Consider the following 26,574-nt stretch of genomic DNA (forward strand, 5'->3'; position numbering starts at 1 on the left):
CTAACGCACCGTCAGAAATCGCTCGACGACGGCGGTCAGGAAACCCGCCACCAGCAGGCCCGCGCTGAGAGCGAAGGCCCAGCCCCGGCCCCGCGTCATCCGGCTCGCGCCCGCCCGCAGCGCGACCACCTCCCGCCGGAGCAGGAACGGCACCAGTACGGCCAGCAGCACCGCCTCCGTCAGCGTCCAGCCCGACCAGTGAACCACCGGGCCGATGGGGCCGATCCCGATGTCGGTGGCGGCCTTGCCCGGTGGGGGCGCCGAGAGGCGGTAGAGGGCGGCGTCCGGAGCCCGCACGACCGCGACCAGGTGCGGATCCGCGTCCAGAGCGGCGCGGGCGCGGGCGTACCAGTCGGGCGCATAGCCGTCGTTGGCGGCGAGATCCGCGCCCTCGGTCTGCGTCACGATGAGGTAGCTCTGCGGCCCGGCGCTGCGCAGCGCGGTCTCGAACGACCCGACGTCGGCCGGGTCGGACGGCGCGGTCGTGCCGACGTAGTCGATGGTGTCCATGCCGCGCTGGTTCCACGGAATGTCCGGCGTGGTCGTCGGGGCGCCGACGGGGCCAAGGTAGAGCACGCGGGCGCTCGGCGTGGCGTGCTGGTAGACCCAGCCGAGGGCGGCCACCTCGCCCGGCGTCACCCGCTCGAACGGCTCGTTGCCGTACCGGGCGATGCCGAAGGCGGCCACCGCGATCGCCGCCCAGGCCGTGACCAGCACGGAGATGCTCCGCCCCGGCCGCTCGCGTCCCGGATGCTCGCGCGGGTAGAAGAAGCAGGCCGCGAGCGGAGCCACGCCCGGCAGCGCGAAGAGGAAGACCCGCAGTGCGATCTCGCCGCCGTAACTCTGCATGCCGAGGGTGAAGAACGGCATGAAGGCGAGCACCAGCAGCACCCGGTCGCCCCGGTCGGCACTGTCCGGGGCGTAGCCCGCGCGACGCCTGCGCCACCAGCCCAGCACCCCCAGCCCGAACCAGGCGGCGCTGAGCAGCACCCGCAGCTCCAGCACCGCCTGGTGGGCCGGATCGCCCTTGACCCGTCCGGCAACGCCGCTGCTGACGTTGGAGCCGAGGTGTCCGAGCCCGCCGAAGATGGTGTCCAGGTGGCCCGACCAGAAGCCCTCCGCCGCCAGGCTGATCCACGCCAGCGCCAACGCGCCCAGCAGCACGGCGAACCAGAGGCTGAGCGTGGTCCGCCTCAGCAGCCGCAGCAGTCCGACGGCGGCGATCATCACGAACGGCGTGAGCTGGTGCGAGACCAGCGCCGCGGTGAAGAGCAGCAGCAACAGGCCCAGCAGCAGCCCGCGTTCGAGGCCCGATCTGCCGCAGACACTCCGTTCGCTTCCCGAGCGCCCCCGGAAGACGGTCAACAGGACGGCCAGGAAGCACAGGTAGAGCGCGTAGGTGTAGGCCTGCGGCGAGAAGTAGTCCTGGCCGATCCAGGAGCCGACCGAGAAGAACCAGAGCGCGCACCACCGTGTCCGCCGCGGCAGGTCGAGAGCCCGCAGCACCACGGCTAGCGCCGTCAGGCACAGCAGTTGCGAGCCGACCTGGCTCCACTGCAGCACCGGCAGCGGGTTGCCGATCCCGCCGGAGCGGAACAGCAGCGCGGCCAACCCGAAGAAGCCGGGCCAGCTGAACCGCGCGTCCCAGAGCGGGAGGGTGTGACCGGTCCGCTCGATGTAGTCCACGAAGCCGAGGTGCTGCCAGGCCGTCGGGAACCGCGGCAGCGGCTCCACCAGCGCCGCCGCGCCGTGCAGCGCCAGCACCGTGGCCAGCAGCAGGAAGAGCTGCAGCCGGGGACGGGCCACGGCTGCGTTGAGGCCGAGGAAGTAGAGCACGCCGAGCCCGCACGCCGACGCCAGGGCGGCCGGGGGCAGCGCGGAGACCAGGCCCAGGCCGTCCATCCGGTCGAGCGCGGCGCCGGTGACGGTGGCCATCGACGCCAAGAAGACGCCGAGGGCCAGGGCCGATGTGGTCCAGAGCACGGCCGTGGCCGGACGCGAGCGCCGCGACCCCCCGGGCTCGGGTCGCGGCGTCGCTCCGGTCGGGTCGTCAAGGACGACGGGCGGTGCGGTCACGTGGCGTCCTCCGTTGCGGCCTCCGTTGCGGCTTGCGGTACGACATGCGTTGCGGCCTGAGCTCCGACACCCGGCCTGTCGCGCAGCACGCGGAGCAGGCCGGGCAGTGCGCAGATTGCGACGGCGCCCTGGCTGATCAGCACGGCCAGGCCGACACCCGCGATGCCCATCCGCGGCATCAGCAGCAGCGAGAGGCTGAGCACCAGGGTGCAGAGCAGCCCCTGGAACAGTGCGACCTCACGGGTGCGGCTGCGGGCCCGCAGCGTCCCGAAGTAGAGTTCGATCAGCACCCGGAGGAAGCCCGCCGCCGCCAGCCAGCGCAGCAGCGGCGCGCCCGCGGCGGCGTAGCCGGACCCGAAGACGTCGAGGATCGGGCCCGCCAGCAGCCCGAGCAGGGCGAAGCAGGGCAGCGTGACGCAGGCCATCCGGGCCAGCGCGCCGCGGGTGTTGGCACCGAGCTGGGACGGCTGACGCGAGGACTCGACGGTCAGGGAGGCGGCCATGTTCACCGCGAGCAGGTCCAGCGTGCCGCCGATGGTGTTGATGATGTAGTAGACGGCGTTCTGGTCGGAGCTGACCTTGGCCGCGACCAGGACCGGGACGAAGTAGGTGACGACCAGGTTGAAGACCGAGCCGGTGTAGTCACCGGCCAGGAACCGGCCGATCTGCCTCTCCGTCGGCGGCAGCAGGTCGCCGTCGGCAGCCGCGACTTGACGTGGAATCAGTCGCCGTAGGATCAACCAGCCGAGCGGCAGCACGGAGAGCGCGATCGCGGCGACCCAGGAGACGAAGACGCCGGTGGCCGGGATCGCCCCGGCCAGCAGGACCAGCAGTACCGCCTTGCCCACCGAGAAGGACAGGTTCCCGACCGGCACCCAGACGGCGGACCGCAGTCCGATCAGCACGCCGTCCTGCAACGTCAGCCAGGACCAGGCGAGCACCGCCAGCAGGAACCCGGCGGACCGCTGCCAGCCGCTGAGGAAGGCGTAGTGGGAGCCCCAGAGCGGCAGCGCGGCCAGGAAGACCACCGTGATCGCCGATGAGGCCAGCGCGTTGACCCCGTACGCGCGGCGCAGCAGCCGTCCGGTGGCACGGCCGGCGACCGGGACGAAGCGGGCCAGGGCGCCGGTGAACCCGAGCGCGGTGAGGCTGGACAGGAACTTCATGGCGGCGATCGCCGCCGAGCCCTGCCCCATGTCGGCCTTGCTGTAGTAGACGGCGGCCAGCCACCAGTAGACGAGGCCCAGGCCACCGGAGATGACGGTGTTCACCATCAGCGCGTAGCCGTTGCGGAACAGCGGTGCACGCGCGTCGGAGCGTGCCGGCTCCGGGTCCGGCCGCCGATCGGGCCGGGGCTCGGGCTCGGGTTCGGGCTGCGTGACCGCGTCGTGCGGGGAGGTCGCAGTCACCGCAGGCTCCGCCCCCGGGTCCGCGCGAGCGTGCGGGTGCGGCGGACCACGGCGTAGCCCTTGGTCAGGGCGTGGTCGCCCAGGAAGTGGAGGGTCACCGAGCACCCCTGCACCAACTGCCGGAAGGCCGTGTCGGTCGTTCTCCGACGGATCGTCAATCGGGTGAGCTGATAAGGGCCTTGCGAGCGGCACGCGAGCGTGTTGGCCACCACGCTCGCGCCCGTCCATCCGGCTGCGCGGACGGCCGCGCGGACGCACGCGTCCGAGTAGCCGAACGGGTAGCCGAAGACGCGCTCCGGACGGCCCAGCCGGTCCTCCAACAGGTCGCGGCAGCGGACCAGTTCGTCGCGCATGGTCGCGCGGTCGACGGCGTCGAGCGCGGCGTGGCTGTGGCTGTGGCCGCCGACCTCGATCCCGGCCGACTCGATCTCGGCCAGCTGCGACCACGTCAAGGTGTCGTCCGGCCGCACGCCGGCCCGGTCGCGTCCGGCGTCGGCGAGCCAACCGGTGGTGGCGAAGAGCGTCGCCGGGAGCCCGCGGTGCACCAGCCTCGGCAGCACCTCGCTGTGGAAGTCCGCGTATCCGTCGTCGAAGGTCAGCACCACCGGCCGGTCCGGCAGCGGCGCGCCGCCGCGCCATCGGGCGAGCAGCGCACTGAAGGGGACCGGCGTCAGGCCGAGTTCGGCGAGCGCGTCCAACTGGGCGGCGAAGGCGTCGGGGTGGACGGAGAGTGCGGCCGTCCCGGCGGGCGGGTCGGCGCGGACCGAGTGGTACATCAGCACAGGCACACGCTCCTGCGCCGGTCTCGCGGGGTCCGACAGCTCGGACCGGTTCGGGTGGTTCACGACGCGTGCCTCCTCGCGCGCAGCCCGGCGGCGTAGCCGCAGGCCGTGATCAGCAGTCCGGCGGTGATCGCGCCGGCGCGCCCGAGGCCGTCCGGCTGCCCGCGCAGTACATCCCGCAGGCCCCTGGCGATGCCTGCGGGCAGCACCCGCCGCACGTAGGCGCGCTCGGTCGCGAGCCCGTCGGTCGCACCGACCTGCGCGGTGACCTGGGCCTTGGACAGGCCCTCCGCCCAGCACCGGCGGCACAGATAGCGGAACCGCTCGCGTTCGGACGGGACATGATGGTGGATCACGGCCCGGTCGTCGTATCGGAAGGAGGCGTCCGGGCGGGCCTGCTGGATCCGGATGCAGAGCTCCGTCTCCTCGCCGCCGCCCGCCGCTGCGCCCGTGGTGCCGGCGCCGCGCCCGATCCCGGACGGGAACCCGCCGGTCACGGCGAAGGCCGAGCGGCGGAACGAGGCGTTGCCGCCGAGGACGTTGCGCACCCGTGCCCGACCGACCGGCATGCCGCGGTAGCTCGCGCCGTGCACCCAGTCGAACTCCTCCGGATACCAGCCGGGTCGGCGTCCTGAGGCCCAGACGGGCAGGGTGCGGCCGCCGACGCCCATCACTGACTGATCGTCATATCCGGTGGTCAGTACGGACAGCCAGTCCGGCTCGGCGGAGGCGTCGTCGTCCAGAAAGGCCACCACCTCGCCAAGGGCCGCCTCGGCCCCGGTGTTGCGGCCGCCGGAGAGCCCCTTGCCGTGGGCGTTGGGCAGGACCCGGACCAGCGGATCGTCCTGGTGCCTGGCCCGCAGGCGGGCCAGCAACGCCTCGTTGTGGTCCACCACCACCAGGACGTCCACCGGTGGCACGGGCTGCTGCGCGCACGCCGAGTCGATCGCCGCGCAGAGCTGCGGCCAGCGTTGCTCGGTGTAGACACAGATCACCACCGAGGCGGTGACGACGGCGCGTTCGCGAGTCGGTGCGCCCAGCGGTGCGTCAACCGGTGCGTCAATCGATGTGCGTGGATCGAGAATTCCGGCTTCGTCGGATGCCGTCATGGTGCGGCGCTCCCCCTGGGATCGGTCGTGCGGGCCGACGGACGCGCGGTCGGTTGCGCGCTCCCCCGGCGGGTGCCCAGCGCGCCGAGAGGCCTCAGCGCGAGCAGGACGAGGGTCAGTGCCAGCGCGGCCAGTGCTCCCCCGGACGGCGACCAGAGCCGCAGCGTCAGCATCGCCTGGGCGATCACGGCGTCGGCGGCCAGCCCGCCGAAGACGCCGATCAGCAGGCGCAGCGGCAGTTCCTGTCCCGGCAGTGCCCAGGCCAGCGCTGAGCCGGGACCGGCCAGCAGAAGGAGCAGCGTCAACGCCGCGACGGGCTGGGCGTGCAGACCGATCGAGGAGAGCACCGTGGCCGTCGCCGCCAACCCCAGCAGGGCCCACACGGCCACGGCCAGCGCGCGTGCCGCGTGCCGCCCGATCTCTGATTGCGCGCGGTCAGGTCGCGGGCGGTCGGGACGCGTCCGGTCGGGTTGCGTGTGGTTGTCCGTCACCGCTGCCACTCCTCGGCGGAGAGCACCACGGACGGATACGGCCGCAGCGCGGTGATCGGCGGCGCGGCGTCCGACCGGGACGCGGCCGGATAGACCGGCAGCACCCGTTCCGTGGCAAAGCCGCAGGCCACCAGCCGGGCCGCGACCCGACCCAGTGCCGCGCCGGTGTGCGGCGGCCCGTCACAGAGCAGCGCGACGCCGCCGATCCGCCGCACGCTCTCCGCGAGCTGCGGCTCCTCGGGCAACAGCGGTCCCTCGGGGCGGACGGTGCGGCAGACGACGTGCCGGAAGTCGAGGTCGGTCAGCGCGGCGGCTATCAGGGGGGCCAGGTAGGAGCCCTCCGGACGGACGCCGAGGACCAGCAGCACCCGGTCGCGGTCGGGGTGCTGCTGGGCGAAGCGTCCGGCCAGCGCGGCGCAGTCGGCCGGACGCAGACCGCCTCCGCTCCCGGCCTCCGCCGAGGGGGCGAGCCAGCGCGGCGGTTCGGCGCGCAGACCGCGCAGCCAGCGCAAGGCGGCGCTCGGCACCCCGGCGCGCAGTGGCTCCAGCGCGCCCTTCAGCCCGGCCAGCGCCGCCTCCCGCTCCTGCTCCGGCTCGACCAGGACCGCCTCGGCCAGCACGTTGGCCAGGTCCCTGATGGTCACGTGCCACTGCTCCAGTCCAAGACGTCCGCGCAGCAGCACAGCTCCCCGGGCCAGCCGCTCGTGGCCGAAGCGCACGGCACGGACGCCCGCCCGCACCGGCAACGCGGCTCGCGCTGGCACCGGCAGGAGACGCGGTGCGCCCTGGAGCCGATCGGCCGTCAACTGTGCGAGCGCCGAGGCGGCGACGAACGCCGCCTCGGCGTCGGCGCGTTCGGCGGCCTGAACGACGCTACGGGCCAGCGCCGACGCGGTGCCGTCGGCACCCGGCCAGCGGTCAGGCATGACCCGCCCCCGGCGCGACGGGGGCGGCCACCGCGGAAGTCACCGCGGAGGTCACCGGCGTGGCCTCGGAAACCGGCTGCAGATCCGTTTCGGCACGCTGCACCGCGCGGACGGCTCCGGCCCGGCCGGTGCCGGCCGTGCGCTCACGCAGCAGCGTGCGCAGCACCCGGTGGCCGTCGCGGAACGTCCGCAGGTTGGACTGCCCGGTGCGGCGCGGGAGTTCGAGCGTCGGCACCTCGGCCACCCGCAGCCCTTCGAGCAGGGCGCGGCAGACCATCTCCGTCTCGATCTCGAAGCCGGAGGAGCGCAGGTCCAGCCTCTCCAGAGCCTCACGCCGGAAGCCGACGAAGCCGTAGCAGAGGTCCGTCAGCGAGGCCTGGTACAGCAGGTTGGTGAGGGCCAGCAGCGCCCGGTTGCCGCACCGGCGCAGCGCGGTGATGTCGAGCGAACCGCCGCCCCCGGTGAACCGGGATCCCTTGACCACGTCGTAGCCGTGCTCCAGGAAGTGCACGTAGCGCGGGATCTCGCGCGGCGACATGGAGCCGTCGGCGTCGATCATGACGATGAAGTCGCCCTTGGCGTTGAGGAATCCGGTACGCAGCGCGTTGCCCTTGCCCGGACCCGACTGCGGCACCACCCGCAGCGACGGCAGGATGGCGAGCGCCCGTCCGGCGGTGTCGTCGCTGGACTCGCCGTCGACGAGGATCACCTCGTCGACGCAGTCGGGGATCCGCCCGAGCACCCAGCTGATGTTGGCTGCCTCGTTTCGTGCCGGGACCACCAGGCTGACCGAGCCGCGGCTGCGGCCGGCCCGGAGGCCCGCGATGTCCTTCGCGGCGTCCCTGGCGGATTCCCCGACCGGCGTCCGCGCTGAAGCACGGACAGTTCCGGCCGTTTCGCTTGCAATGTCGATGGGTTGCACCTCGGTCCCCCCACAGGTCCCCCCTCACGACGCAGCACGGCGTCGTGACGGTGCGCGAAAAAGAAGGGCCATTCCCCCTGGGCCCGGTGAAGCGGCTCCCCCACGCCGCCTCAAGCAAGGTATCCGGGCCGAAGGCTCCGCGATAGCGATACGCGACAATCGATGCTCACCCGCGCATAACTTTCGTGACCTGAGCGGAACAGAACAATGCGTCATGCATTCGATCGTTGCTCACGCGTCACATCCGCACTCGTCCGTCACAAGAAGCAGACCGCTTCGTCGCGTGCGCCGTTGTGCGCCCCCACAGGTCGTCCGAAGTCCCTTGTGGACCAGTCGAGCTGCGGGGTACCTTGCGATTCGGTCAGCGCCAGAAATGGCGTCGCCGCCGTATCCCGGGGGGGACTTGTGGCACATCGGCCTTTGGCGCCGGATACCCGCACGCCCGCGCTCGTGCTGAAATTCGGTCATTATCCGCTGCATCACGGTGGAGTTGGCGCGATCCGCTCGCTCGGCCGGCTCGGCGTACCAGTGCACGCGGTCACGGAGGACCGGCTCACCCCGGCCGCCGTCTCCCGGTACACGCGCCGCGCACACGTCTGGCGCACCACCGGGACCGAGCCGCCGGACCGGCTCCTGGCCGGCCTGTTGCGCGTCGGGGAGCGGATCGGACGCCCCGCGCTGCTGATCCCGACGGACGAGGAGGCCGCGGTCCTGGTCGCCGAGCGGCAGCGGGACCTCGCCGACCGGTTCCTGTTCCCGCGCACGCCGGACGGCCTGGTCGCCGCGCTCGCCAGCAAGCAGGGGCTGCACGACCTGTGCCTGCGCCACGGCGTCAGCACGGCCCGCGCGGCGTTCCCGGAGACCCGGGCCGACCTGCTCGCGTTCGCCGAGACAGCGGTCTTCCCGCTGGTGGCCAAGAACCGCGACCCGTTCACCCGGCGCTCGCGTCCGGCGGTCCCCGGCACCACACGGATCGACGACGTGGACGCGCTGCTCGCCCTCGCCGAGCGTTGGGGTGAACAGCCTGGCGTCGTGCTGCAGGAGTACCTGCCGCGGGCCGACGCGGAGGACTGGATCGTACACATGCACACCAGCACCGCCGAGGATGCCCGTGTTCTGTTCACCGCCGTGAAAGCGCGCTCCTGGCCGCCGCACGCGGGAATGACGGCGATGGCGGTCACCACGCCCAATGAAGAACTCGCACAGTTGTCCGCGGATTTCTGCAAGGAGATCGGATTCGCCGGCGTCTGCGATCTCGACTGGCGGTTCGACCGGCGCGACGGACGGTACAAACTCCTGGATTTCAATCCCCGCATCGGAGCACAGTTCCGGCTTTTCGAGACGGAGGCACGGGTGGATCTCGTCCGGGCACTCCATCTCCACCTGACCGGACGGGAGATTCCCCGCGCGGAACAGATCCAGGGCCGCCGGATCGTGGTGGAGAACATCGACCTGCTGGCCCGGCTCGCCTACCGCCGCTCCGACTACCGCACTCCCTCCCTGCCGCCGCGCGCCCGGTGGACCGAGCGAGAACTGGGGTGGTGGGCGCCCGACGACCCGCTGCCCTTCCCGGCGATGCTGGCCCGTTCAGTGGCGCCCGGCCTCAAGTACCTGGCCGCCAGCCGGGCGCGGCGCTTCCGACAGCGCTGAACCGACCCGACACGACCCGACACGCCCGTGGCGGTGCGGCTGTCGTGGCACGCCCCGAGCCGATCGCGCCGAGCCAACCGCGCAGCAGCCGTCCGTCCAAAAGCCGTGCACCGAAAAGGAGCAGCTCCATGTCCCAGTTCTCCTCCGGTAGTTCCCGGACCGTCGCAGTGATCGGCGCAGGTCCCTACGGGCTGTCGGTCGCCGCCCACCTGCGCGCGACCGGTCTTGCGGTGCGCGCCTTCGGCGACCCGATGTACAGCTGGCGCGACACCATGCCGGTCGGGATGAACCTCAAGTCCACTCCCGACGCCTCCAACATCTCCGCGCCGACGGCCGGGTACCGTCTCGACGACTACTGCCGGACCAACGGGGGGACGGCCCCGAGCGGACACGACCGGGTCCCGGTCGACCTCTTCGTCCGCTACGGGCAGTGGTTCCAGCAGCAGGCCGTGCCCTTCCTCGAGCGCGAGCACGTACGGAGCGTCCGTCAGAACATCGGTGGTGGCTTCCGGCTGGAGCTTGACGGAGGGGAGGCCTTCGACGCGGCGGCGGTCGTGGTCGCCAGCGGACTGACCGGCTTCGCACACATCCCGGGCATGCTGCGGACCGTCCTGGGGGCCGACGGCCCGTCGCCGGACGGCCCCCTCTCGCACACCTCGCAGCACCGCGACATGGCCGCGCTTGCCGGACGGTCCGTCATCGTGGTCGGCGCCGGACAGTCGGCGCTGGAGGGTGCCGCCCTGCTCCACGAGGCAGGTGCGCAGGTCGAGTTGGTGGCCCGCACGCCGCACGTGCGGTTCGGCGCGGCACCCGCGTACGGCCTCAGGTGGCAGCCGGAGTCCCCGATGGGCGCGGCCTGGTCGCTCTGGACCATGGCCCGGTACCCGCAGTCCTTCCGCGCCCTGCCCGTGCAGGCGCGGCTGCAGCTGGTCAAGAGGGTGCTCGGGCCGAGCGGGGCCTGGTGGCTGCGGGCCCGCGCGGACGGCGTCTTCCCCGTCCACACCGGCCAGTCGCTGCGCGGCATCCGGCGCGAGGGCGACAAGGTGGTGCTGATCACGGAGGACCGCGACAGCCGCGCGACCCGCGAGCACACCGCCGACCACGTGCTGTCCGCCACCGGCTACCGGGTGGACCTGTCCGCCGTCCCCTTCCTCGCCCCCGAGCTGCGCGGCCGGATCGCCCGGGTCGGCGGCTTCCCCGAACTGGACGCCGGGATGGCCGCGTCGGTGCCCGGCCTCTGGTTCACCGGGCTCCCGGCGGCGGCGAGCTTCGGCCCGTTCATGCGCTTCGTCTGCGGTACGGACTTCGCCTCGACGCGGATCGCGGAGGCGGTGCGGGCGCGGTTGGCGTAGTTCCGGGACAGCGTCAGGGGCTCGATCCCAGCGTGGGCCAGGCCACAGCAGGTCCGGTTGACTGCCATACGCGCAGCATGGTGGGATTTCGAGGCCTGAAAAGACCTGAAGAACTGAACACGGCGGCAATGACGAGGAAGTCCGGTGCGAATCCGGCGCGGTCCCGCCACTGTCAGCGGGGGTATGAAGCCCCGTGAGCCAGGAACTCTGGCCGCCGTTACCACGAGCCGGGGCGCGGACCCCGAGTGAGGACTGCTGCCGTGCGCGTACGCGCGTCTGGCCCACGCCTGGTCGGCGTGGGTATGGGACCGGGTGATCCGGAGCTGGTCACCGTCAAGGCGGTGCGCGTACTGCGCGAAGCCGACGTCGTCGTCGTGCCGGTCATGGACAGCGGCGAGACCGGTCGGGCCGAGGCCACCGTGCTGCACCACGCGGACGCCGCCAAGGTGGTGCGGGTCGTCTTCGCCCTCAACGAGCGCGAGGACCGGGCCCGCCGCGAGGCCGCCTGGGACGCCGCCGGTGCCCGCGTCGCCGAGTTGCTCCGCGCAGGCGAGGACGGGGACGAGGACACCGGGGTGACCGTCGCGTTCGCGACGATCGGTGACCCGAACGTGTACTCCACCTTCACCTACCTCGCCCACACGCTGCGCGAGCTGGTCCCCGGCCTGACGGTCGAGACCGTGCCGGGCATCACCGCCATGCAGGACCTCGCCGCCCGGAGCGGCACCGTGTTGGCCGAGGGCACCGAGCCGCTGACGCTGGTTCCGGTGACCGCGGGCGCGGACGTGCTGAAGGACGCGCTGGCCGGTCCGGGCACCGTGGTCGCCTACAAGTTCGGCCGCTTCGCGCGTCAGGTCGCCGCCGCGCTGGCCGAGTCCGGGCGCGACGCCGACACCGTCTGGGGTGCGTCGCTCGGCCTGCCGGACGAGCAACTGCACCCGGCCGGCTCGCCGCTGACCGGAGAAGTGCCGTATCTGTCGACGCTGATCGCCCCGGCGCGGCGCGAGGGCCGAGGGGGAAAGCTGTGACGACGCACGCAAACGGAAGCACTGGCAAGGTGACGTTCGTGGGCGCCGGTCCCGGCGCCGCCGACCTGCTCACCTTCCGCGCCGCGCGCGCCATCGCCGAGGCGGACGTGGTGATCTGGGCCGCCAGCCTGGTCCAGGCCGAGGTGCTGGAGCACGCGCGTCCGGACGCCGAGATCCTCGACTCCTCGCTGATCCCGATGGAGGACGTGCTCGCCGTCTACGAGCGCACCGCCCGCGAGGGCGGCCGGGTGGCCCGGATCCACTCCGGCGACCCGTCGCTCTGGGGCGCGGTGCAGGAGCAGCTGGACCGCTGCCGCGCGCTGGGCCTGGAGACCGAGATCGTGCCCGGCGTCTCCTCCTTCTCCGCCGTGGCGGCCCTGGCGCAGCGGGAGTTGACCATCCCCGAGGTCGCGCAGAGCGTGATCCTGACCCGGCTGGGCGGCGGCAAGACGCCGATGCCGCCGGGCGAGGAGGTCCGCGAGTTCGCGCGCCACGGGACCACCATGGCGATCTTCCTCTCCGCCGCCCGCACCAAGCAGCTGGTCGAGGAGCTCGTCGAAGGCGGCTACGCCCCAAAGACCCCGGTCGTGGTGGCCTACCAGGCCACCTGGCCCGAGGAGTTGCTGCTGCAGTGCACCGTCGCCACGCTGGAGGCGACGGTCAAGGAGCACAAGCTCTGGAAGCACACGCTGTTCCTGGTCGGCCCGGCGCTCGGCGCCGAGGGCACCCGTTCGCACCTCTACCACCCGGGGCACTTCCACACCTTCCGGAAGGCGGAGCGCGGCGCGCGCCGGACGCTGCGCGCGGCCGGGGCGAACGTCGAGGTCGACGTCACCGTCGACCGCGTCGCTGATCTGCCGTGATCACCGTTCTCGGCGAGGAGCACGGCTCCTCCGCCCCGCTTTCGAACGGCCCGCACCAGGCACTTTTGGCGCGTGCCGCGCTCGTCCTCGGCGCGCGGCGGCACCTAGACGCGGCGCAGGTACCGGCTGATCGGGCGCTCCCCCTCGGGCCGCTCGCGCCCGCGCTCGACGCCGTCGCCGCGCTGGTCGAACGCGCCCCGGACGCCGATGTCCTGGTGCTGGCCTCCGGCGACCCCGGCTTCTTCGGCATCGTCCGGGCGCTCGCCGAGCGCTTCGGGCCGGGCGCGCTCAACGTGCACCCCGGCGTGAGCAGCGTCGCGCGCGCCTTCGCGCGCCTCGGTGTGCCGTGGGACGACGCCATCGTGGTCAGCGCGCACGGACGCGATCCGCACCCGGCCTTCGCCGTCTGCCGTGCACAGCGCAAGGTCGCCGTGCTCACCGCCCCGGGCGCGGGCCCGGCCGAGCTGGGTGCGGCGCTCGCCGCGATCCCCTCGTCCGGACCAGCAGACGGCTGGCAGCGTCGGATGGTCGTCGCCGCCGATCTCGGCGGGCCGGACGAGAGCCTGGTGACGGTCACCCCGGCCGAGGCCGCGTCCCGCGACTGGCCCACCGTCAACCTCGTGCTCTGCCTGGCCGACACAACGCCCGTAGGTCCCGCGATGCGCAGCGTGGCCGGGTACTCCGGTCCGCCGCACGGTGGTTGGGCGCTGGCGGAGGACGCGTTCGAGCACCGCGACGCGATGCTGACCAAGGCGGAGGTCCGCGCCTTCGCGCTGGCCCGGCTGGGCCCGCGGCTCGGTGAGCTGGTCTGGGACATCGGCGCGGGCAGCGGCTCGGTCACCGTCGAGTGCGCCCGTCTCGGCGCGGCCGTCGTCGCGGTCGAGCGCGACGCGGACGGCGTGCAGCGCGTCCGCGCCAACGCCCGTGCGCACGGCGTCGACCACGCGGTCGCGGTGGTCCACGGCAGCGCGCCCGCCGCGCTCGCGGACCTGCCCGAGCCGGACGCCGTCTTCGTCGGTGGCGGTGGGGCCGACCTGCCGGCGATCGTCGCCGCCGCCTGCACACGGGCCCGGCGGACCGTCGTGGTCACCCTGGCCGCACTGGACCGGGTGCCCGAGGCCCGCCGCGCCCTGCTCGACGCCGGATTCCGCTGCGACGGCGTGCAGTTGCAGGCCAACCGGCTAGCGCCGCTGCCCGGCGACTCGGTCCGGCTCGCGGCGACCAACCCCGTCTTCGTCCTCTGGGGCCGACGCCCTCCCCTGACCGAACCGTCCACCGCCAACCCCACAGGAGCACCGTCGTGATCGGCCTGATCGCCGCCACCGCCGCAGGCCGCCGGGCCGCCGTCCAACTCGCCGACGCCCTGGGGCCCGACACCTGCCGGGTCTACGACGCGCCCGTCGGCGAGGCACTGCGCACCGCGTTCGGCGAGTGCGAGCAACTGGTCTGCTTCCTCGCCACCGGGGCGACCGTCCGCCTGCTCGCACCGCTGCTCGCGGCCGAGGGCTCGGACAAGCACACCGACCCCGGCGTGGTCTGCGTCGACGAGGCCCGCCGCTTCGCCGTCGCGCTGATCGGCGGCCACGAGGGCGGCGCGAACGCGCTCGCGGCCCGGGTCGCCGACGCGCTGGACGCCCAGCCCGTGGTCACCACGGCGACCGACGCCACCGGTCTGGCGGGCCTGGACACGCTCGGCCTGCCGGTCACCGGCGACGTCGCCGCCGTCAGCCGCGCGCTGCTGGACGGCGAGCCGGTCCGCCTGGTCGGGGCGGAGCGCCACCCGCTGCCCGCCTTCCCGGCCAACGTCTCGGCAGAGGTCTCGGCCGACGCGCCCGCGAGCGCCCCGGCCATCGTGGTCGGCGACGAACTCCCGGCCGACGGTGCCGCTTCCGCGACCGTCCAGCTGCACACGCCGAGCCTGGTCGTGGGCGTCGGCGCCAGCAAGGACGCACCCGCCGAGGAGATCCTGACGCTGATCCGCGAGACGCTCGCGGAGGCCGGGCTCAGCGAGCGCTCGATCGCCTGCCTGGCCACCGTCACCGCAAAGGCCGACGAGCCAGGACTGCTGACGGCTGCTCAGGAGTTCGGCGTCCCGGTCGAGATCTTCGAGGCCGACGCGCTCGCGGCCGTCGACGTGCCGAACCCGTCGACCGCACCGCTGAGGGCCGTGGGCACGCCGAGCGTGGCCGAGGCGGCGGCGCTGATCGCGGCGGGGGCGGACGAACTCCTGGTCCCCAAGCGGAAGTCCGCGCCGGAGGGCCGGGCCGCGATGGCGACGGTCGCGGTCGCCCGCAAGCCCGTCCGTGGTCGGCTGGCGATCGTGGGCCTCGGCCCCGGTGCCCGCGACCTGGTCACCGACCGGGCCCGCGCCGAACTGCGGCGCGCCTCGGTGATCGTCGGCCTGGACCAGTACGTCGACCAGATCCGCGACCTGCTCCGCCCCGGCGTGCGGATCGAGGCCACCGGCCTCGGCGCGGAGGAGGAGCGCGCCCGCAGCGCCGTCCGCCTGGCCCAGCAGGGCCTGGCCGTGGCGCTGATCGGCAGCGGCGACGCGGGCGTCTACGCCATGGCCTCCCCGGCGCTGGCCGAGGCGGGCGACGACATCGACGTGGTCGGCGTGCCCGGCGTGACCGCCGCGCTGGCCGCCGCCGCACTGCTGGGCGCGCCACTGGGCCACGACCACGTCTCGATCAGCCTCTCCGACCTGCACACGCCGTGGGAGGTCATCGAGCGCCGGGTCCGCGCAGCGGCCGAGGCGGACCTGGTCGTCACCTTCTACAACCCGCGCAGCCGCGCCCGGGACTGGCAGTTGCCCAAGGCGCTGGCGATTCTCAGTGAGCACCGTGAGGCGGCCACGACGCCGGTCGGCATCGCCCGATCCGTTTCCCGTCCCGACGAGTGGCACTCCGTCACCACCCTGGCGGCGCTGGACCCGGCGGACGTCGACATGTTCACCGTGGTCACGGTCGGCAACACCGCCTCCCGGCAGATCGCCGGACGGTTCGTCACCCCGCGCGGCTACCGGTGGCAGGGGTGAGCGTCGCCCCTGAACCGGGAACCCTGGTCGCTCCACAGCCGCAACACCTCGGAGGTGCCGCTTCCATGACTCGCCGTCAGGTCCACCCCATCGAGCAGGAGTCGTACCGCAGGCTGCGCGCCCGCGCCGACACCTCGCACCTGCCGCCGCTGACCCGCGCGGTCGCGGAGCGTGTCGTGCACTCCAGCGCCGATCTCGCCTACCTGGACGACCTGGTGATCGCCGACGAGAGCGTGCTGCGCTCCGCCGCCGACGCCCTGGCGGCCGGCGCGCCGCTGGTCGCGGACGTGGAGATGGTCGCCGCCGGGATCACCGCGCGGCGCGCGCTCTGCCATGTCCGGGACGCCAAAGGCGATCCGGCGACCGGGCTCACCCGCTCCGCCGCCGCGATCCGCCTGGCGCTGGAGGAGGTCGGCCACGGCGCGGTCTGGGTGATCGGCTGCGCGCCGACCGCGCTGGAGGAGTTGCTGCGACTCGACGCCCGCCCCGCGCTGGTGATCGGCCTGCCGGTCGGCTTCGTCGGCGCGGCCGAGTCCAAGGCCGCCCTGCGCGAGTCGGGGCTGCCCGCCGTCAGCAACGTCTCCGAGAAGGGCGGCTCCGCCGTCGCGGCAGCCGCCGCCAACGCCCTTCTCTACCCCGACCTCTACGAGTCCGCCTGCGACGACGTCGCTCCTGCACCATCCCCGAAGGAGTCCCTGTGACTGCCCCCGCGCTTCTCCTGGTCGGCCACGGAACCCGCGACGACGCCGGAGCCGAGGCCTTCCGCGCCTTCGTCGACTCGCTCAAGGACCGGCTGCCGGACACGCCCGTCGGCGGCGGGTTCATCGAGCTCTCCCCGCCGCCGCTGGCCGACGCCGTCGCCGAGCTGGTCGAGCAGGGCGCACGGCGCTTCGCCGCCGTGCCGCTGGTGCTGGTCTCGGCCGGGCACGCCAAGGGCGACATCCCGGCCGCGCTGGTCCGCGAACGCGAGCGCCATGCAGGCACCAGCTTCAAGTACGGCCGCCCGCTCGGCCCGCACCCGTCGCTGCTGACCGTCCTGGAGCGGCGGTTGGACGAGGTGCTGCGTCCGGAGGAGCGCGCCGACACCATGGTGCTGCTGGTCGGCCGCGGCTCGACCGATCCCGACGCCAACGCCGAAGTCGTCAAGGTGGCACGGCTGTTCTGGGAGGGGCGGGGTCTGGCCGGGGTCGAGCCGGCCTTCGTCTCGCTGGCCGCCCCGGACGTGGCAACGGGCCTGACGCGCTGTCAGCAGCTTGGCGCCAAGCGGGTCGTGGTGCTGCCGTACTTCCTCTTCACCGGCATCCTGCCGGACCGCGTCGCCGAGCAGGCCCGCAGCTGGGCGGAGACCCACCCGGACGTCGAGGTCCGCCAGGCCGATGTGCTGGGCGCCACCGAGGAGTTGGCCGAGCTGGTGCTGGAGCGCTACCGCGAGACGCTCGCGGGCGACCTGCGGATGAACTGCGACACCTGCGTCTACCGCATCGCCATGCCCGGCTTCGAGTCCAAGGTCGGCGCACCGCAGCGCCCGCACCACCACCCGGACGACCCGGGCCACGACCACGGGCACGGCGACGACCACGGGCACCACCCTCACGACCACGCCCACGGGTCGCACACGCATGCCCACTGACCCTGGAGCCGCTCGACCGACCGCTCAACCCGGTTCCGCCGAGCCGGATCTGCGCCACCACGGCGACAGTGAGGTCGGCGGCGGGCTGGTCGACCTCGCGGTCAACGTCCGGACCGGAACGCCGCCCGCCTGGTTGCGGCGGGTCCTGGCCGACAGCCTCGACGGGCTCGCCGCCTACCCGGACGGCAGCACCGCACGTGCCGCGGTCGCGGCCCGGCACGGCCGGGCGCCCGAGGAGGTGCTGCTGACGTCGGGCGCGGCGGAGGCGTTCGTGCTGCTCGCACGCGCGCTCCGACCGCGCCGCGCGGTCGTGGTGCATCCGCAGTTCACCGAGCCCGAGGCCGCGCTGCGCGACGCCGGTCACCCGGTGGAGCGGTTGCTGCTGCGCAAGGAGGCGGGGTTCCGACTCGACCCTTCGGCGTTCCCCTCCGAAGCCGATCTGGTCGTGGTCGGCAACCCCACCAACCCCACCTCCGTGCTGCATCCGGCCACCACGCTGGCCCAACTGGCCCGGCCCGGCCGCGTTCTGGTCGTGGACGAGGCCTTCGCCGACACCGTCCCCGGCGAGACCGAGAGCCTCGCCGGGCGGTCGGACGTGCCGGGCCTGGTCGTGCTGCGCAGCCTGACCAAGACCTGGGGTCTGGCCGGGCTGCGCATCGGCTATGTGCTGGCGGAACCGGAGTTGATCGCCACACTCGCCGCCACACAGCCGCTCTGGCCGGTCTCCTCCCCTGCGCTGGCCGCGGCGATCGCGTGCAGCTCCCCCGCCGCACTCGTCGAGGCCGACGCCGCCGCCAAGGCGACCGCCGCCGACCGCGACCACCTGTTGGCCCGCCTCGCCGAGCTCCCGGACATCCGGGTGCACGGCACCCCCGAGGCGTCCTTCGTGCTGGTCGAACTGCCCGGTGCGGACGAGGTCCGACTGCGGCTGCGCGCGGCCGGGTTCGCCGTCCGACGCGGCGACAGCTTTCCCGGCCTCGGGCCGGACTGGCTGCGCATCGCGGTGCGCGACCGCGCCACGACGGACGCCTTCTGCGCCGCATTGGCGCGGGTGCTGGACGCCTGACGATTTGACGACCCGTCAGTCGCGCCGACGGCGCCGGGTCAGGGTGACCGCGCCGGCGCCCGCGCCGAGGAGGAGAAGCGCGCCTCCGGCGATGGCCGGGGTGGCGCTGCTGCTCCCGGTCTCGGCGAGGTGGCCCGTCGTGGTGTCGGAGGCGTCCGACCCGGTGCCCGAGCCAGTGCCCGTGCCGGAACCGCCGGAGCCGGACGCCGCCGAGGCGGAGGAGCCCGGGGTCGGCTGCCCACCGCCGCCGCCCGTGACGCCGCGCGTGCTGCCGCCGCCGGCGCTGCCCCCCGAGGCCTGAGCGGGCGAGCTGCTCGACGGCCCACCGGACGGCGTGCCGCCACCGGAGCTGCCGCCACTGCCACCGGTCCCGCCGCCGCTGTCACCGCCGCCGCTGCCGTCCCCCTTGGTGCAGGAGACGTCCGCCAGCAGGAACTTGCCGGTGACGGCAGCCACGTTGAGGTTGAGCGGGTTCACCGAGACCTCCAGGTCCAGCGCCGTCGCCGCCGCCGAGTCGGAGGTGGTGCTGTGCTTCGACAGCCACAGGTCGACCTCGCCGAGCGCGGGCACCGGGACGCGCGTCTCCCCCGACGCACTGAGGTGGACGTGCAGGCCCAGCACCGTGATCTCACCGAGCACGTTGGCCTCGGCGGTCGGCGCACCGTTCGCCGGGCAGTCCGCCGTCGCGGTCACGGCCTGGAGGCCGAGCAGCTCGGTCAGCGGCAGGCCGGGCAGGTGCAGGTGCGCCTCGGCCAGGGTGACGCTCGCGTGCGAGCCGTGCGCGTCGGCGGTGGCCGAGCTCTCGCCGACCTTGGCCAGCAGCAGGTTGACCGGCTGCCGCCGCCCCGGGCCGCCGACGCCGCCGACCACGGCGGTCAGCGCGGTGTCCTGCTTCGACGACGGGGCGGTGATCCGGTTCAGCGACACATCGATGGGCACATCGATGGCGCCGTTGAGCAGCCTCACGTCCAGCGCGGCCTCGGCGGTGGTCGCGGAGGCGGTACCGATACCCCCGCCCGATCCCCCGTCGGCATGCGCGGGAGTGGCGACCCCCAGCATGGAAACGGCGGCGAGCGCGCCGGAGAGCGCAAAGGGCGTGGCGAAGCGACGACGGGTGAACAAGGTGAAACCCCCACCTGGGAACGTGCGTACGCCGCTTCACGCTGACGGGCATCGAATTGCACGGACGAGCGGCGCACGATCTCGGACGCCGCCCATCCTTGCGAACCCTCCGTCACAGTGGCAGCACTCACCGTCAGTTCACTCTTAAGGGTGACTATGAATCAGAAACCTCAGGCACCACACACTCGTTAACGCCCAAACCTGGTAACACTGCAAGGCGGCCTCACCACGGAAATCCGGCGCCCGTCTCAAGGCCCATGGCCCAAGGCTCAAGCCCAAGACTCAAGCGCCAACCGCCAACCGCCAAGCAAAATCCCAGCAGCACTCAGGACGGTCGCAGCGCCGTGACCACGTCCGCCGCGGTGAGCAGTCGGACCCGGGCCGCGTCGGGGGACGCGGACGCCGGATACAGGGCGTAGACCTCGGCGTCCTCGGCAAGCCGGACGGCGTCGCCGCGCAGCAGGTAGGCGAGCCGGGCGGGTGTCGAGGCCAGCAGTTCGTCGGCGCTGCCGTCGTGGTCCGGCGAGCCGATGCGCCCCGCGAACGCAAGGGTCTCCTCATCTGCCCGGCGGGTGTAGCGGGTGGCGGTGCCGTCGACGTGGCGGAGGGCCACATCGGTCGCGCGGGCGGCGGCGTTCCAGGCGGCCAGCTCACCCAGGCCGACACGGGCGCCGCTTGCGTAGAGCGCGGTGAGTTCCCGTGCCAGCAGGCCGAGTTGATCCTCGTGCCGGTGGACGGCGTGGTCACTGCCGGTGACGCCCTGAACGACGTCGAGCCAGCGCAGCGTCCGCGCCGCGGTGTCGAAGACGAAGGGCACGCTCGCCCGCGCGCGGCCGACCAGGTCGAAGCGCTGCTCGACGGCGCGCGGGTCGAAGATCTCGCCCACCTGGCCGGGCTGATCACGCACCATGACCCCGGCGAAGGCCTCGGCCATGTCGTCGAAGGCGACATTGTTGAAGGAGAAGCAGACCGCGACGACGTAGCGCACACCCGTGTCCACCAGGAGGTCCAGGTCCAGGTCCGCGAACTCGGTGGCCCCGTCCGGTGCGGGCGCGCTGGTCAGGTCCCCGGAGTGGACCGCGGCCGAGTCGGCGAAGCGCAGGTGGGTGTAGTCGCACGTCCCGACGTGCTTCCAGTCGGTGTCGAACATCGCCAGCGCGAGGTCGAGGTCGACCCGTCCGTGCTCCTCGTCCTCCATCCAGTGCAGGAACAGGCGCACCGATCGGCCTTCCGCCACCGGCAGTTCGCTGCCGCGCGGCAGGGTGAGCAGCGCCCGGGAGGCGGTGCGCTCGGCGAAGGGCGCGACGATCCCGTCGAGCGCCGCATCGAGCACGGCCAGCTCGACACGCGGTGCGGCAGCGGCACGGCGTGCGACCTCGCCGGTCAGCACCGTCACCGCCGCAGCGACGACCTCGACCGGGATGGGCGCGCGCTCGTCGGCGACGATGTGGGCCTTGGCGTTCCCGCCCTTGGGGAAGAAGACGCGCTGCGGCACGGTCGGCGCGAGGCGGGCCCGCAGGGCCCCGAGCGCGGAGAGCAGCACCGCCGGAGAGACCTTGGGCACGGCTGCGCGCGCCGCGCCGAGGACCGCGCCGGTGTGGTCGTCCGCCCGGCCGACATCGCCTCCGGCGGCGAGGCGCAGCATGAGGTCGAGACGCCGCAGCAGTTCCCCCGGACGCCGCGTCAGCAGTGCCAGCGCCTGCGGCAGATCCCGGTCGTGCAGCGCGGTCTCGACCTGACAGCCCCAACTGGGCAGCGAGACACGGCCGCAGGCATCCAGCGTGAGCGGGGCCGAAGCGCCCTCGGACAGGGTTTCGGCGAGCGTCGTCCCCGTCGTCCCCGTCGGCCGGGTCCGGCGCAGCGCGGCGACCGCCAGCGCGGCGCTCGGGTACCGCCCGGCGTACTCGAAGACGTGCAGCAGTTCCGCCAGCGGGAGCCAGCGGTTGCGATACCGGCGCATCTCCTCCGCCGCCACCGTCGGGTCGAGGCGGTCGAGAGCGGTCAGCAGGGCGCGGCGGACGGGCCTGCGCAGGCTGGTGAGACGCGGGCGGGTCAGCAGACCCGCGTCGCCGCCGGCCAGCACCGAGGCCAGGCGCAGCACGTCGGTGGCCGTCGTCAGACGCACCGTCACCTCGGGCAGGGCCATCTCGAGGTGACCGGGGTCGGCCAGCAGCCAGGCGAGCACCAGGGCCTTCGTCTCCCGCCCGGGGATCTCGGCCGGGAGCCAGGAGACATCGGTGCGGCCGGCCGCGTCGAGCAGCGCCAGCAGGTCGTCACGGTCCTGCGGGCTGAGCGCGCCGGAACGGTCCAGCAGGCCCGCGAGCTCGGCCCGCAGGTCGGCGGCAAGCTCATCCGCTCCGCCACCGAACGTCAACATCCGTAGCCGGTGCGGAAGTTCACGCCCCTGGTCGGCTTCGGCGCGGGCCCGACCGGGCCGCAGGAAGGGATCGGCCGGGTCGATCCGGCGGTGGCAGATCGGGCACGCGGAGAACTCGGCGCCGTCGAAGCAGGCGCCGCAGACCAGATGCGCACACGGTGCGACCGCCCGCACCACGCCGGTGCGCCCACACAGCACACAGGGCTGCTCCGGCTCCTGGAGCAGCACCGTCAGCACCCGCCGCACGTAGAAGTCGGCGGTGTCGGCGGGGACGGTCTCCGGGAATCCGCGGAACAGCGGGACATGCGGCCGGTCCGCACCCAGGGCCGCGTCGACGTCGGCCAACAGTGCCCGCCCGGCGGCGGCGAGCGCCACGTCGCCGAGCGAGGCGAGCGCGTCCCGGAGCGGCCCGGCCAGCAGGTAGCCGCGGTCGAGCAGATCCGCTTCCAGCAGCGCCACTCCGATCGACCCCCGCGCGGACTCCGTCGACCCCGTCCGCCGCCCTGCGACGGCGGTCGGCAGGTGGACGACGCCTCGCCGCGCCAGCAGCACGCTTGCCAGGCTGCGCGTGACGGCGGCCGTGCTCGGAGCGTGCGGGCCGGTCGTCGCGGTGGCGGGCATGCGTCGGATCCCTCCTGGGGTGCCCCGCTGTGCAGACGCAGACGCAGGGGCGGGCGCGGGCTTGGGCACGGGCTTGGGCGTGGAAAGTCCCGCCCGCCGACGAAGGCACAGAAGACGGCGAGCGGGACGGGAAGTCGAGGTGCGACGGAGATGGAGCGCACTCGTGTCAGGTGAGAGTCGGAGAAGGAAGCACCCTCGGGAGCCGCCGCACAGCGCCGAAGCTACCAGGCCAACAGCGCACGTCGCCAATGGTTTCAGGACCGGAACGCGGGCCCTTCCGTTACGGCTGACGCATCAACTGTTAAACCTGAATGCGATCTTCCGCAGCCCTCTTGTCGCGCTGCGGACAGGCGGATAGGTTCACGCCCAGTCGCCACCACTTCAGAGGGTGGTCAGAAGTTCCACGCAATTCCCTGCTCAACCCGCAGACGGGGGCGCCCCCTTCTTGCGGTCGCACCTGCACTCCCCCGGTCCCCAGTTCCAGGAGAAGTCCGTTGCGTACCAGCTCGATATCGACCGCCGCCCGCGCCGCCGTCCCGCTCATCGGGTCCGCCGCCCTCGCCATCTCCGGCCTGATCGCCGCCATGCCCGCGCAGGCGGCCACCGGCCACGGCGTCGCCTGGTCCCGCTCCTGCGCGGTGGACCTGACCCCGGGTCACGCCTTCTGCAACGCGCTGCACGTCACCAGCGCCTCCGAGCACGTCAGCGCCAAGGGCATCACGCCGAACGCGACCCCGTCGGGTTACGGACCCTCCGACCTGCTCTCGGCCTACAACCTCCCGGCCAACGGCGGCGCCGGACAGACCGTCGCCATCGTCGACGCCTACAACGACCCCAACGCCGCCGCCGACCTCTCGGTCTACCGCTCGCAGTACGGCCTCCCGGCCTGCACCACCGCCAGCGGCTGCCTGAAGATCGTCAGCCAGACCGGCAGCACCACCCTGCCGAGCAGCAACTCCGGCTGGGCCGGCGAGGAGTCGCTCGACCTCGACATGGTCTCCGCGATCGCGCCCAACGCCCACATCATCCTGGTCGAGGCCAAGACGGCGAGCATGACCAACCTCGGCACGGCGGTCAACGAGGCCGCCAAGCTGGGCGCGACGGAGATCTCCAACAGCTACGGCGGCTCCGAGTCCTCGGCCGACACGGGCTACGACTCCACCTACTTCAACCACCCGGGCATCGCCATCACCGCCTCCTCCGGCGACGGCGGCTACGGCGTGGAGTACCCGGCCGCGTCCCCGAACGTCACCGCGGTCGGCGGCACCTCGCTCTCCAAGGCCTCCAACACCCGCGGTTGGAGCGAGTCCGTCTGGTCCACCTCCTCGACCGAGGGCGCCGGCTCCGGCTGCTCCGCCTACGAGCCCAAGCCCGCCTGGCAGACCGACAGCGGCTGCAGCAAGCGCACCGTCGCCGACGTCTCCGCCGTGGCGGACCCGGCCACCGGCGTCGCCGTCTACCAGACCTACGGCGCTTCCGGCTGGACCGTCTACGGCGGCACCTCCGTCGCCTCCCCGCTGGTCGCCGGCGTCTACGCCGACGCGGGCGCGCACAGCACCTCGGTCCCGACCAAGAACCTGTACGCCAACACCGCCTCGCTGAACGACGTCACCACCGGCTCCACCGCCAGTTGCTCCCCGGCCTACCTCTGCACCGCGGAGACCGGCTACGACGGCCCGACCGGCCTCGGCACCCCCAACGGCCTGACTGCCTTCACCGGCTGACGTTTCACCATCTGAGTCAGGTCACCCAGAAGCACGCAACGACCCGGCCGCCCCCCGCGCGGTCGGGTCGTTGCGTGTTCCTCCTTGCCAACCCGCCGTTCCGGCGAGCGTCAGTGCTGGGTGGCCGCCGCGATCACCAGGAGCAGCATGAGGATGCCCACAGCGACCAGGCATCCGGCGCCGCACCCCGACGAGCCCTGGCGATACTCGACGATGCCACCGGGATCGAGGTAGGGGTGCCGCTTCTCGTAGTGACTCGCGATGCCACGCTCACCCTGTGACTGGTGCCCCCTGGGCGTGCGGTACCCGCACTCACCGCACCGGTACCGATAGCTGTCGGCCATGTCGCTCTCCCTCCTGTGCGCCGTTCGCGGCCTCCCGCATCCCCCGTGTTTCGGTCAGCCGGCCTGCGGCGACCGGTGCGCGAACCGCTCTTTACGTCCGCGGCGACGCGGTCAGCAGCACCTTCGCCAGCAGCACGGCCACATCACCTCGGCGCCCGCGGTCGTATGACCCGGAGCCGGGGCCGAAGCGGGCTTGGCGAACACAGCGGTCCCCCTCCATCGCGACGAGCAGTCGAATAGCGCTACTATCCGACTACGCGATGGTTGGATAGTGACACTCACCGAGGGGCGTACGCAAGGGCGTCCACAGGAAAGGCGCAAGACATGCGGTTGGCAGAGCTGAGTAGGAACAGCGGGGTGTCCACCGCGACGATCAAGTTCTACCTGCGCGAAGGCCTGTTGCCGCCGGGCCGTCAGATCAACGCCAGCAACGCGGAGTACGACGAGGAACACCTGCGCCGCCTGCGCCTGATCCGGGCGATGATCCAGGTCGGCCGGATCCCGGTGGCGACCGTCCGCCAGGTGCTCGGACACATCGACGACGACTCCCTCAGCGGCTCGATCCGACTCGGCGCGGCCATGTGGGCGCTGCCGCAGGTGCCGGAACCGGACGAGGAGGACAAGCACATCCGGAGCGTCCGCGAGGATGTCGACGCCCTCCTGGAGCAGCTCGGCTGGACCAACGCCCTGGCGCTGCGCACGATCTCGCCGTCCTACCGCTCACTGGTGTTGGCTCTGGCCTCCTTCCGCCGCCTCGGCTACGGCGAGAGCGCTGAACTGCTGGTGCCGTACGCGAAGTTGATGCAGCAGATGGCCAACCTGGACCTGGACTTCATGGAGACCCACCCATCGAAGGCCGAGCAGGTCGAGGTCGCCGTCCTGGGCGCGGTCCTGCTGGAACCGGCACTGACGGCACTCCACCGGCTCGCCCAAGAAGAGGAGTCGACGCGCCGCTTGGGCTGGACCGACGAGTCCTGACTCCTTCCGCCTCGGGCCCAGGCGGGCACGATCCGTAAGAGACGGGGCGAAGGCGACCGCCGTTGGTTCGAGAGAGCCTGCAGTCCGTTCCACGTCCCGGATCAGCCACGGCATATGACCGATCATCACTTCCGGGAAGGAGGGTGAGCAGCATGGGCGACACCTCCCGCAACAAAACCCGGGAGATCGCCGACGAGGAGCTCGACAACGTCGCGGGCGCCCTGGGTGCGAGCGGCAGCATCAGCGACCCGACCGCTCTTCGCCCAACAGCGTTGAGCGGGCAGTCCGGAAGATCCGTCGATCCTATGAGCGTTACGGCAGGCGCCAGTCCACCGGCTGCGCGCCCTGCTTGACCAGCAACTCGTTGGCGCGGCTGAACGGGCGCGACCCGAAGAAGCCGCGGTCGGCCGACATCGGGCTGGGGTGGGCCGACTCGATGCACGGGACCTGGCCGAGGAGCGGACGCAGGTTGCGGGCGTCACGGCCCCAGAGGATCGCCACCAGCGACGCATTGCGGGCGACCAGGGCGCGGATCGCCTGCTCGGTCACCGCCTCCCAGCCCTTGTTGCGGTGCGCGCCGGGGTTGCGGGGAGCAGTGGTGAGCACCCTGTTGAGCAGCAGTACACCCCGGTCGGTCCACGGCGTGAGGTCGCCGTTCGACGGCGCGGGCAGGTCCAGGTCGCGCTGGTACTCCGTGAAGATGTTCACCAGACTGCCCGGCAACGGCCGTACCTCCGGCGCGACGGAGAACGAGAGCCCGACGGCATGTCCGGGCGTCGGGTAGGGGTCCTGCCCGACGATCAGCACCCGGACCCCGTCGAGCGGCTGCTGGAAGGCGCGCAGCACGTTGGCCCCGGCGGGCAGGTAGGTGCGCCCGCCGGCGATCTCCGTGCGCAGGAACTCGCCCATGGTGGCGATGTTGCCCGCCACGGGCGTAAGGGCCTGGGCCCAGCCGGTTTCGACGATCTCGTTCAAAGGACGTGCTGCCACGCCGTCAGCCTAGCCACTTCCACCGACGGCTCGAACCAGGGCCCCGAACCGGCCTCCCCGGCCCTACAGTTGCGCCC

At 73.0% G+C, this 26,574-nt stretch carries 22 protein-coding genes and 1 riboswitch; of the genes, 11 read left to right on the top strand and 11 right to left on the bottom strand.

From position 1 onward, the window contains the following. The 7 genes from ABH928_RS28600 to ABH928_RS28630 are packed head-to-tail and all read right to left on the bottom strand — an operon-like array spanning window position 1 to window position 7,574. Window positions 1-2,076, bottom strand: coding sequence for a hypothetical protein (locus ABH928_RS28600; RefSeq protein WP_370071509.1), 2,076 nt, complete (start codon window positions 2,074-2,076; stop codon window positions 1-3). Further along, complete coding sequence (locus ABH928_RS28605; RefSeq protein ID WP_370071510.1) at window positions 2,073-3,485, bottom strand: lipopolysaccharide biosynthesis protein; 1,413 nt, start codon at window positions 3,483-3,485, stop codon at window positions 2,073-2,075. Before ABH928_RS28605 ends, ABH928_RS28600 begins: the two co-directional genes overlap by 4 nt. After that, the gene (locus tag ABH928_RS28610; RefSeq protein WP_370071511.1) at window positions 3,482-4,330 is read right to left on the bottom strand and encodes a polysaccharide deacetylase family protein; all 849 of its coding nucleotides are present in this window, start codon (window positions 4,328-4,330) and stop codon (window positions 3,482-3,484) included. Before ABH928_RS28610 ends, ABH928_RS28605 begins: the two co-directional genes overlap by 4 nt. Beyond that, window positions 4,327-5,376 (bottom strand): glycosyltransferase family 2 protein, encoded by a 1,050-nt coding sequence (locus ABH928_RS28615; protein ID WP_370071512.1) that lies wholly within the window; start codon window positions 5,374-5,376, stop codon window positions 4,327-4,329. Before ABH928_RS28615 ends, ABH928_RS28610 begins: the two co-directional genes overlap by 4 nt. Then, window positions 5,373-5,867 carry a hypothetical protein gene (locus ABH928_RS28620; protein WP_370071513.1) on the bottom strand — a complete coding sequence of 165 codons (495 nt, stop codon included), beginning with the start codon at window positions 5,865-5,867 and terminating at the stop codon, window positions 5,373-5,375. The genes ABH928_RS28615 and ABH928_RS28620 overlap by 4 nt, the downstream gene beginning before the upstream one ends. After that, window positions 5,864-6,793: a hypothetical protein gene (locus ABH928_RS28625; protein ID WP_370071514.1), complete on the bottom strand. Its 930-nt coding sequence runs from the start codon at window positions 6,791-6,793 to the stop codon at window positions 5,864-5,866. The genes ABH928_RS28620 and ABH928_RS28625 overlap by 4 nt, the downstream gene beginning before the upstream one ends. Continuing rightward, a complete protein-coding gene (locus ABH928_RS28630) occupies window positions 6,786-7,574 on the bottom strand; it encodes a glycosyltransferase family 2 protein (protein WP_370071515.1) in 789 nt (262 codons plus the stop codon). Before ABH928_RS28630 ends, ABH928_RS28625 begins: the two co-directional genes overlap by 8 nt. A gap of 546 nt (window positions 7,575-8,120) precedes the next feature. Between ABH928_RS28630 and ABH928_RS28635 the strand changes: the two genes are divergently transcribed. The 9 genes from ABH928_RS28635 (at window position 8,121) to cobC (ending at window position 18,341) form a co-directional block, all read left to right on the top strand. Then, the gene (locus ABH928_RS28635) at window positions 8,121-9,365 is read left to right on the top strand and encodes an ATP-grasp domain-containing protein (RefSeq protein WP_370071516.1); all 1,245 of its coding nucleotides are present in this window, start codon (window positions 8,121-8,123) and stop codon (window positions 9,363-9,365) included. 128 nt (window positions 9,366-9,493) lie between these two features. Further along, window positions 9,494-10,717, top strand: coding sequence for an FAD-dependent oxidoreductase (locus ABH928_RS28640; protein WP_370071517.1), 1,224 nt, complete (start codon window positions 9,494-9,496; stop codon window positions 10,715-10,717). 106 nt (window positions 10,718-10,823) lie between these two features. After that, a riboswitch (cobalamin riboswitch) is annotated at window positions 10,824-10,948 on the top strand. Window positions 10,949-10,977: 29 nt separating this feature from the next. Next, complete coding sequence (gene cobI / locus ABH928_RS28645) at window positions 10,978-11,745, top strand: precorrin-2 C(20)-methyltransferase (protein ID WP_370071518.1); 768 nt, start codon at window positions 10,978-10,980, stop codon at window positions 11,743-11,745. Continuing rightward, a complete protein-coding gene (cobM, locus tag ABH928_RS28650; RefSeq protein ID WP_370071519.1) occupies window positions 11,742-12,608 on the top strand; it encodes a precorrin-4 C(11)-methyltransferase in 867 nt (288 codons plus the stop codon). The genes cobI and cobM overlap by 4 nt, the downstream gene beginning before the upstream one ends. After that, complete coding sequence (cbiE, locus tag ABH928_RS28655) at window positions 12,605-13,912, top strand: precorrin-6y C5,15-methyltransferase (decarboxylating) subunit CbiE (RefSeq protein ID WP_370071520.1); 1,308 nt, start codon at window positions 12,605-12,607, stop codon at window positions 13,910-13,912. The genes cobM and cbiE overlap by 4 nt, the downstream gene beginning before the upstream one ends. Continuing rightward, window positions 13,909-15,645: a precorrin-3B C(17)-methyltransferase gene (cobJ, locus tag ABH928_RS28660; protein WP_370071521.1), complete on the top strand. Its 1,737-nt coding sequence runs from the start codon at window positions 13,909-13,911 to the stop codon at window positions 15,643-15,645. The genes cbiE and cobJ overlap by 4 nt, the downstream gene beginning before the upstream one ends. 65 nt (window positions 15,646-15,710) lie before the next feature. Beyond that, on the top strand, window positions 15,711-16,346 hold the full coding sequence (locus tag ABH928_RS28665; RefSeq protein WP_370071522.1) for a precorrin-8X methylmutase: 636 nt from the start codon (window positions 15,711-15,713) through the stop codon (window positions 16,344-16,346). After that, window positions 16,343-17,275 carry a sirohydrochlorin chelatase gene (locus ABH928_RS28670; protein ID WP_370071523.1) on the top strand — a complete coding sequence of 311 codons (933 nt, stop codon included), beginning with the start codon at window positions 16,343-16,345 and terminating at the stop codon, window positions 17,273-17,275. Before ABH928_RS28665 ends, ABH928_RS28670 begins: the two co-directional genes overlap by 4 nt. Beyond that, window positions 17,265-18,341: an Rv2231c family pyridoxal phosphate-dependent protein CobC gene (gene cobC, locus ABH928_RS28675; RefSeq protein WP_370071524.1), complete on the top strand. Its 1,077-nt coding sequence runs from the start codon at window positions 17,265-17,267 to the stop codon at window positions 18,339-18,341. Before ABH928_RS28670 ends, cobC begins: the two co-directional genes overlap by 11 nt. Before the next feature lie 15 nt (window positions 18,342-18,356). On the opposite strand, the gene ABH928_RS28680 is transcribed toward cobC, so the two are convergent. After that, the gene (locus ABH928_RS28680) at window positions 18,357-19,463 is read right to left on the bottom strand and encodes an SCO1860 family LAETG-anchored protein (RefSeq protein WP_370071525.1); all 1,107 of its coding nucleotides are present in this window, start codon (window positions 19,461-19,463) and stop codon (window positions 18,357-18,359) included. A 325-nt stretch (window positions 19,464-19,788) separates the two neighbouring features. Next, complete coding sequence (locus ABH928_RS28685) at window positions 19,789-22,461, bottom strand: MXAN_6230/SCO0854 family RING domain-containing protein (protein ID WP_370071526.1); 2,673 nt, start codon at window positions 22,459-22,461, stop codon at window positions 19,789-19,791. Window positions 22,462-22,955: 494 nt separating this feature from the next. On the opposite strand from ABH928_RS28685, the gene ABH928_RS28690 reads away from it, so the two are divergent. Beyond that, entirely contained in the window at window positions 22,956-24,185 is a 1,230-nt protein-coding gene (locus ABH928_RS28690; protein ID WP_370071527.1) for a peptidase S8, read from the top strand. A 110-nt stretch (window positions 24,186-24,295) separates the two neighbouring features. Here ABH928_RS28690 and ABH928_RS28695 read toward each other — a convergent pair whose 3' ends face one another. Further along, a complete protein-coding gene (locus ABH928_RS28695; RefSeq protein WP_370071528.1) occupies window positions 24,296-24,529 on the bottom strand; it encodes a hypothetical protein in 234 nt (77 codons plus the stop codon). A 324-nt stretch (window positions 24,530-24,853) separates the two neighbouring features. Here ABH928_RS28695 and ABH928_RS28700 point away from each other — a divergent pair, with 324 nt between their 5' ends. Then, a complete protein-coding gene (locus ABH928_RS28700) occupies window positions 24,854-25,507 on the top strand; it encodes a MerR family transcriptional regulator (RefSeq protein WP_370071529.1) in 654 nt (217 codons plus the stop codon). Window positions 25,508-25,819: 312 nt separating this feature from the next. Here the strand turns inward: ABH928_RS28700 and ABH928_RS28705 are convergent, their stop codons facing one another. After that, window positions 25,820-26,497, bottom strand: coding sequence for a uracil-DNA glycosylase (locus ABH928_RS28705; protein WP_370071530.1), 678 nt, complete (start codon window positions 26,495-26,497; stop codon window positions 25,820-25,822). Between the last annotated feature and the right edge of the window lie 77 nt (window positions 26,498-26,574).

It is taken from the genome of Streptacidiphilus sp. MAP5-3 (genome assembly GCF_041262505.1).
GTDB lineage: Bacteria > Actinomycetota > Actinomycetes > Streptomycetales > Streptomycetaceae > Streptacidiphilus.

Excerpts from the sequence above, each read along its gene's own strand:
- ABH928_RS28665 (WP_370071522.1), top strand. The coding sequence starts at position 15,711 with ATGACTCGCCGTCAGGTCCACCCCATCGAGCAGGAGTCGTACCGCAGG.
- ABH928_RS28685 (WP_370071526.1), bottom strand. The coding sequence starts at position 22,461 with ATGCCCGCCACCGCGACGACCGGCCCGCACGCTCCGAGCACGGCCGCC.
- ABH928_RS28640 (WP_370071517.1), top strand. The coding sequence starts at position 9,494 with ATGTCCCAGTTCTCCTCCGGTAGTTCCCGGACCGTCGCAGTGATCGGC.
- ABH928_RS28700 (WP_370071529.1), top strand. The coding sequence starts at position 24,854 with ATGCGGTTGGCAGAGCTGAGTAGGAACAGCGGGGTGTCCACCGCGACG.
- ABH928_RS28695 (WP_370071528.1), bottom strand. The coding sequence starts at position 24,529 with ATGGCCGACAGCTATCGGTACCGGTGCGGTGAGTGCGGGTACCGCACG.
- ABH928_RS28615 (WP_370071512.1), bottom strand. The coding sequence starts at position 5,376 with ATGACGGCATCCGACGAAGCCGGAATTCTCGATCCACGCACATCGATT.
- ABH928_RS28625 (WP_370071514.1), bottom strand. The coding sequence starts at position 6,793 with ATGCCTGACCGCTGGCCGGGTGCCGACGGCACCGCGTCGGCGCTGGCC.
- cobC (WP_370071524.1), top strand. The coding sequence starts at position 17,265 with ATGCCCACTGACCCTGGAGCCGCTCGACCGACCGCTCAACCCGGTTCC.